Below are 7,046 nucleotides of genomic sequence, written 5' to 3'. Positions count from 1 at the left end.
ATGCCAATCTGATAAATATTTTTGCAAAACAGCTAACATTTCATTACCTTTGCGTAAAGCTTTCCCTTGTGTGTGAGCCATATAAACTTTGTTTTTTCTCTCAACAATTATATGGCTCTTTTTTTACTTTTTCAAACTAAAAATTTTGTCGGAGGACTGAAAGAAAGTAAATAAATCAGGCAAAACAGAATACTCGCACCACGTACGCGTGTATAACCCTGTGCTTGAAAATTGGGCGGTAGAGCGTGTATATCCCAACCCCGCTCAAAACAAAGCTAACATAGATTTAGTTGCCTTGTTTGATGAAAATTACACCATTAAACTATTCAATTTGCAAGGCATAGAAATGTATGAACAGAAAGGTAGTATCAACAAAGGATTTAATCAGATAGAGGTGCAGTTCGGAAACAACTTACCTAAAGGCACTTATTTGCTACTGCTTACTACTCCTTCGCAGATGTATCAGCATAAGTTGATAGTGCAGTAAAATGAGTTGAAAAGTATATGATTTTTCATACTCAAAATTATTTGATTTTAATTCTCCCCTCCTTTTGAAGAATGGTTAAGGAGTGGTCTTTTGGCTTTTTTTATCAAAGCCCATTTTTTTCAATATAAATCCCTATTACAAAACCCAAAAGCCCTTTCAAGAATAAGAAAGGGCTTTTTTATTAAATTTATTCTGCTTGTATAGTGCCTGTATGAGTTTTCAAGCCTCCTTTGGCACTATTGATTTCTATGTTATAGTTTTTTGGATTGCCACGCACTACCCAACGCACCTTTACGCTTCCCATTCCTGCAATGTTTTCTACTGCTATTGTTGCAGGCGGAAAACCTTTGATTTCTTTACCAATGCCAAAATCAGCATTTTCCATTAACATACCTGCAAGTACGTTTTCACCTTTCAGAGTAATCAAGTTAGGCGGATTGATTTTGTATTTTATATCGTGGGCAAGATGCGTAGGAATAAGCCTTGTATTAGCAATGGTAGCAGTAATTTGAGTTAAACCATTCCCCAAAGATTTACTTTTTACCTCCAAGACTTCCAACTTTGGAATATGATAGGCGTGAAAAAGTGTAAAAGCCATATTCCTATGAGCATCTTGCTCTATCAGAAAGCCCGGGTAGTTACGAACATAGTTTTTCTTAAAGCCCCCTACTTCAATATCGCCATAATTAGGGTGCTTGAAAGGCTTCCACTCTACAAAAGCATCACCGAAAAGCAGTAGCTTATCAAATTCATAAAATTCGTTGTTATCAAAACGCCCAAAAGCCGTACCTTCTTTGCTATCAAAAAGCAAATAAGACGTCATCAATTCATTGACAAAAGAAACTACCCCCCTGCCTGCGTGCATCCAGTTAGAAAAATCGCCGTAGGTAGAATACAAATCTTTGTAAGAAATGAGATACTTGTAACCGGGTATCATTTTTTCACCTGTTTTGCCCAGTACATCATATACGGCAATATCGGAAGGGGTAAAAGTGAAAGCATCTTCCTCTGAGCCCGGACCTCGCAAAAGCATTCCACCATAATTATGGTAATGTTGTGAGCCTGCGATATTAGGGTGTTTCATTACAAAATCAGCTACGGCACGACTTTCAGGGAGCGAAAAAGGGTATTTATTCGCTCCGAATTGGATATAGTCAGGTTGCCAGCCCCAGCCCCAATCGCGATTAGGGTCGTAATAACCTTTTCGGTCTTCATTTACAAAGCCATCACCATCATTATCCAAACCCTCATAGCCCAAGAGTTCATATTCGCCGGGTTCTCCCGGTTTTGCCATAATCATCTGACGGGGGTCGTTAGGGTGAGGAATGTATCTGCCTGTTTTAGATTTTCTACGCATAAAAGTAATTTCCCCATCACCATTCAAATCATCAAAATCATCTTCATCAATCAAGCCGTCGCCGTCATCATCTATGGGTACAAGTCCTGAACGTGGCGTATTGGCATTGTTCAAATTTTTTAAGAAATCATCTCTGCCATCAGGATTGATAGTGGGCAAAATGTAAAAAGTTCTTTCCTGTAAAAGTTCCTTGATAAATTTTACATCTTTGTAATTTTCCGTAAGATACCAAGCAGTGTAAAGGGCTACTTCTGTGCCTTGTATTTCGTTGGAGTGTATGTTGCCATCAATGTAGAAAGCAGGTTTCGTTTCAGGTTTGCCCGCTTTGAAATCAGTAATTGTGAGAGCCCAAATATCTTTTCCTTGGTACGATTTCCCAATGCTTTCTATGGTAACCAAATCGGGATAGGCTTTTTGGATTTGTCGGCAGATGCTTGTTACCTCATCATAAGTGTAATATCTGTTCCAAGCTACTTTTACTTTGGGATTAGGCGGTGTTCCCAAAGCTCGCAACCCTAAATCCTCTTGTTTTTGGGCAAATGTAGAACTGAAAGTAAGTACAATACAAGAGATGAGTAGTAAAATATTTTTTTGCATAAGCTATGATGTTTATGTTTTTGCAAAAAAACGAAAAAGAATGAAAAATCGTATATTATGAAAAAGAAAAAGACACAATTCTCTATTTTCTTGTGTCTTTTTATGTGCTTTCTCAAAAGTTTTATTTCTAAATAATCAAGGCATCAGTTCCTGCAATTTTTGCTCTAATGCTTTTCCTCGCAAGTTTTTGGCGATGATTTTGCCTTCTTTATCCAAGAGAAAATTTTTAGGAATAGCTGTAACTCCGTAGGCTTTGGCGGCGATATTGTCCCAACCTTGCAAATCAGAAACGTTTGTCCAACGCAAGCCATCTTTTTCAATGGCTTTAGTCCATTTGTCTTTGTCATCGTCCAAAGAAACGCCGTAAATATCAAATCCTTTGCTCTTATATTTCTCGTAGGCATTTACCACATTGGGGTTTTCGGCACGACAAGGACCGCACCAAGCCGCCCAAAAATCCAAAAGCACGTATTTACCACGCAAAGAGGAGAGCTTTATATTTTTTCCATCAGGGTTAGGCAGTTCTATATCGGGAGCCACTGAGCCTATTGCTATTCTTTTATAGTCTTCTGATAAATCTGCTACGTAGGTGGCAATTTTAGTTCCTTTGAACTTTTTTTGAAATCGCTGATTAACTTCATCAATGAAAGCAATATCTGTTTCATCACTCCATTGAACAGCAAGGAAAAAGAGTGCTATGGAATTACCGAAATTTAGTAGGGCAAAATCATTGAGCTTTTTTTCAATTTCCTGTTGTAATTGCAAATATTGAGCATAAATAATTTCTCTTTCTTCGTCAGAATTTGCCTTCTTGAATTTTTCTTCCAATGGTTTGAGCTTTTCTTTGGCAAGTTTTTCTTTTTCTAAATTGTAAGATAACACTAATTCAGAGCCTTTACTGCCTTTTACTTCGTAAAAAGGCTCTTTTTTGAAATCAATTTTAAGCTGAATATTCTCATTAGCCTCCACAAATAGCAAAATAGATTTATCTCCAATTTTTGCTATGCAAAGCCCTGGTTCAAGGAGTTGTATGGTTTTCTGAAACTTTTTATTCTGAATTTGGACTTCTTCAAATTCATTCATCTTGAACTTTTCATAATCTTCTACACGAGCAAGGGTAATTTTACTTGCATCAGTATTTGCAACAGTGCCGCCCAACTTTACTTGAATTTGAGCAGAAACACTCAAACTGCATAGTGCAAAAAAACAAGCATTTAAGAACTTTTTCATAAGGATTGAATTTACAATATGTTTTACAATTTTCTTGCCAAACTTATTAAAGAAAAACGGAAACTTTATAGTTCCCGTTTTTCTGCTTTTTTACTGAACTACAATTTTTCGTACTATGTACCCTTCTTCTGTTTGAATATGTAAATAATACACTCCTTTTGCATACGAGGTAAAATTGATTTTTACCAAGTTATTTTTCACATTTATTTCATTTACAAAAGCACCAGAGCCGCTGTAAATTTTGATAGTGGCTTTTTGGAAGCGAACGTTTGTAAAATCAACGTTTACCCAATCTGTGGTAGGTACAGGACTTATCAGAATCGCTTTATCCAAATTGGTGTTGATAGCTGTAACCTCCGCTTGTGTGGTTGCATTCGCTACATTGCTATATCCAGAATTTCCACCTGTATTGAAGGCACGAACACGATAGTAATACGTAGTGTTTGCCGTTAAGCCGTTATCGCTGTATGTAGTCGTATTCGCAGGCAAACTGCTCGCTATCTCCGTAAAGCTCACCCCGTCCAAGGAGCGTTCTACCTTGTAGCCCGTTTCATCACTTGCATTATCCGTCCAAGATAAATTGATTTGCGAACTGGATACCGCTGTCGCTGTCAAAGTAGTTGGTGCAGAAGGAGCCGCAGGTGTGTTGGGGAGAGTAGTTGCATTGGCTACATTGCTATATCCAGAATTTCCACCTGTATTGAAGGCACGAACACGATAGTAATACGTAGTATTTGCCGTTAAGCCGTTATCGCTGTATGTGGTCGTATTCGCAGGCAAACTGCTCGCTATCTCTGTAAAGCTCACCCCGTCCAATGAGCGTTCTACCTTGTAGCCCGTTTCATCACTTGCATTATCCGTCCAAGATAAATTGATTTGTGAACTGGATACCGCTGTCGCTGTCAAAGTAGTTGGTGCAGAAGGAGCATTGGGGAATGTAGTTGCGTTGGCTATATTGCTATATCCAGAATTTCCACCTGTATTGAAGGCACGAACACGATAGTAATACGTAGTGTTTGCCGTTAAGCCGTTATCGCTGTATGTAGTCGTATTCGCAGGCAAACTGCTCGCTATCTCTGTAAAGCTCACCCCGTCCAAGGAGCGTTCTACCTTGTAGCCTGTCTCATTATTTGCGTTATCTGTCCAAGATAAATTGATTTGCGAACTGGATACCGCTGTCGCTGTCAAAGTAGTTGGTGCAGAAGGAGCATTGGGCAATGTAGTCGCATTCGCTACATTGCTATATCCAGAATTTCCACCTGTATTGAAGGCACGAACACGATAGTAATACGTAGTGTTTGCCGTTAAGCCGTTATCGCTGTATGTAGTCGTATTCGCAGGCAAACTGCTCGCTATCTCCGTAAAGCTCACCCCGTCCAAGGAGCGTTCTACCTTGTAGCCCGTTTCATCACTTGCATTATCCGTCCAAGATAAATTGATTTGCGAACTGGATACCGCTGTCGCTGTCAAAGTAGTTGGTGCAGAAGGAGCCGCAGGTGTGTTGGGGAGAGTAGTTGCATTGGCTACATTGCTATATCCAGAATTTCCACCTGTATTGAAGGCACGAACACGATAGTAATACGTAGTATTTGCCGTTAAGCCGTTATCGCTGTATGTGGTCGTATTCGCAGGCAAACTGCTCGCTATCTCTGTAAAGCTCACCCCGTCCAAGGAGCGTTCTACCTTGTAGCCTGTTTCATTATTTGCGTTATCTGTCCAAGATAGATTGATTTGTGAACTGGATACCGCTGTCGCTGTCAAAGTAGTTGGTGCAGAAGGAGGTGGAGGTAGCACACCTGTTATATTGATATTATCTACATAAATCCAATTGCTGTAATTGTCTGTTAGTCTAAATCGGAAAAGCACTGAATTACTGCCCAAAAATGGAGCAGGTACATTGACATTCTCTAACCTCCAATCATTTGCTCCGGGTGCATTAAACTGGGCTGTTGAAGAGGCGGGCGTAGTAGTAGCCAAAGTTTGCCCCGATTTACTCCAAATAGTAGTGAAAGTCTGCCCGCAGTCGTTACTTGCTTGAAGCTCTAAACTTGCATAAACCGCCGAGGAAGGATTAGAACCATAGCCCCTATGAGCAACATAAAACGCAAAATTTACACTTACGAAACTTTGTAAATTTACCGCAGGTGCATTCAGGAATAAAGCATTTGTTCCTATATCATTATTATATAAATCCACTGCGGCAGAGCGAGTACTTGCTTGCCCCACATTTACAATTACCCAATCAGTCGGTCCTCCTGTTTTAGTAGCCGTCCAACCGACAGGCGTACTTTCAAAACCTTCCGTCAGTGGTAAGTTGTTATTGGTTCGTACGACAATTGTTTTGGTCTTTGTATTAGTTTCTATGCCATTGCTTACTGTAAGACTTATTTGGTAAGTTCCACTTTGGTTAAAAGTAACTGTATGAGGACCTTGTGTGTTGGCAGTAGCAGGAGAAGCACCACCAATATTTCCTACATCAAAATTCCAGTTCCAAGAATTGATAGCAGGAGCTGAAGGAGCTTTGGTAGAAGCATCAGTAAAGGTAATACTTTGCCCTATGCAAATCACATTAGCAGAAGTGTTGAAATCTGCAAAAACCGCATTCGGATTAGCGGCGATACCTGTAACAATCAGCGAGTATGCCTGTGGATTACCTCCTTGTAAAATTCCCTTATGATTTACCGTAATGGTATAAGTAGCCCCCGCCACAGGATTTGGGATAATGATTTTTTCAACATTATCACGGAAATTATCGTTCTGTGTAGCCGCCGCCGAAGGATTAGCGGGGTCAAGTCTCCAAGGGAAAAAGGTAGTAGAGCTATGCGTTACCCTTACATCCAAATCATTTACCAAACGAGGAGAAGTAGAGTTTAAGGTATTATCAGGCAAAGGCGTACCTGCAGGGTCTGTCCAAGAGATAGTTACTTCCAAAGGAGTAGTGTTGCTCAAAGCGGTAACATTGAGCGTGTAAGTTCCGCCATTGTTGAGAGTTCTTTCATCAATAATTGAAGTCACATTTCTTTGAGAAATTACATTTACTGCTTTTTCGGCATTCAAAAGCCCCCAACCAAAGGCGTAATCAGGTCCTGGATTAGCTCCCGCTTCATCAGCGGTATGTATAACAAGACCTCTTAATGTTGCAGAACGCATAAATTGCCCTGCATTGAGGTTTTTGTAGTGTTGCTGTATCAGTACCAGTGTTCCTGTAACATTCGGGCTTGCCATTGAGGTACCCGACATTGTAGTATAACGTGAATTATAAGTCTAACTTATTGTTTTCAAGGGATTTAAATAAAAAAACTTAGGGTAATTGAAAAAATGATTAACTTTGAGTTGTACTTTTTAAATATTTAATCATATGAGTCAATTACCTCT

Annotated in this window: 4 protein-coding genes; 1 reads left to right on the top strand and 3 read right to left on the bottom strand. The window is 39.6% G+C overall.

Going from position 1 to position 7,046, the window contains the following annotated elements; translation table 11 throughout:
* Positions 1 to 220: 220 nt before the first annotated feature.
* Positions 221 to 487 carry a T9SS type A sorting domain-containing protein gene (locus tag Rain11_RS13405; RefSeq protein WP_165778151.1) on the top strand — a complete coding sequence of 89 codons (267 nt, stop codon included), beginning with the start codon at positions 221 to 223 and terminating at the stop codon, positions 485 to 487.
* 187 nt (positions 488 to 674) lie between these two features.
* On the opposite strand, the gene Rain11_RS13400 is transcribed toward Rain11_RS13405, so the two are convergent.
* From Rain11_RS13400 to Rain11_RS14110, 3 genes are all read right to left on the bottom strand, one after another.
* On the bottom strand, positions 675 to 2,441 hold the full coding sequence (locus tag Rain11_RS13400) for a M14 family metallopeptidase (protein WP_101359877.1): 1,767 nt from the start codon (positions 2,439 to 2,441) through the stop codon (positions 675 to 677).
* Between the two features lie 135 nt (positions 2,442 to 2,576).
* The gene (locus Rain11_RS13395) at positions 2,577 to 3,671 is read right to left on the bottom strand and encodes a peroxiredoxin family protein (protein ID WP_101359876.1); all 1,095 of its coding nucleotides are present in this window, start codon (positions 3,669 to 3,671) and stop codon (positions 2,577 to 2,579) included.
* Positions 3,672 to 3,761: 90 nt separating this feature from the next.
* Complete coding sequence (locus Rain11_RS14110) at positions 3,762 to 6,911, bottom strand: fibronectin type III domain-containing protein (RefSeq protein ID WP_243390596.1); 3,150 nt, start codon at positions 6,909 to 6,911, stop codon at positions 3,762 to 3,764.
* Positions 6,912 to 7,046: the final 135 nt, after the last annotated feature.

Source organism: Raineya orbicola, from assembly GCF_002843425.1.
GTDB lineage: Bacteria > Bacteroidota > Bacteroidia > Cytophagales > Thermonemataceae > Raineya > Raineya orbicola.
This window is presented reverse-complemented; position numbering and strand designations above follow the sequence as displayed.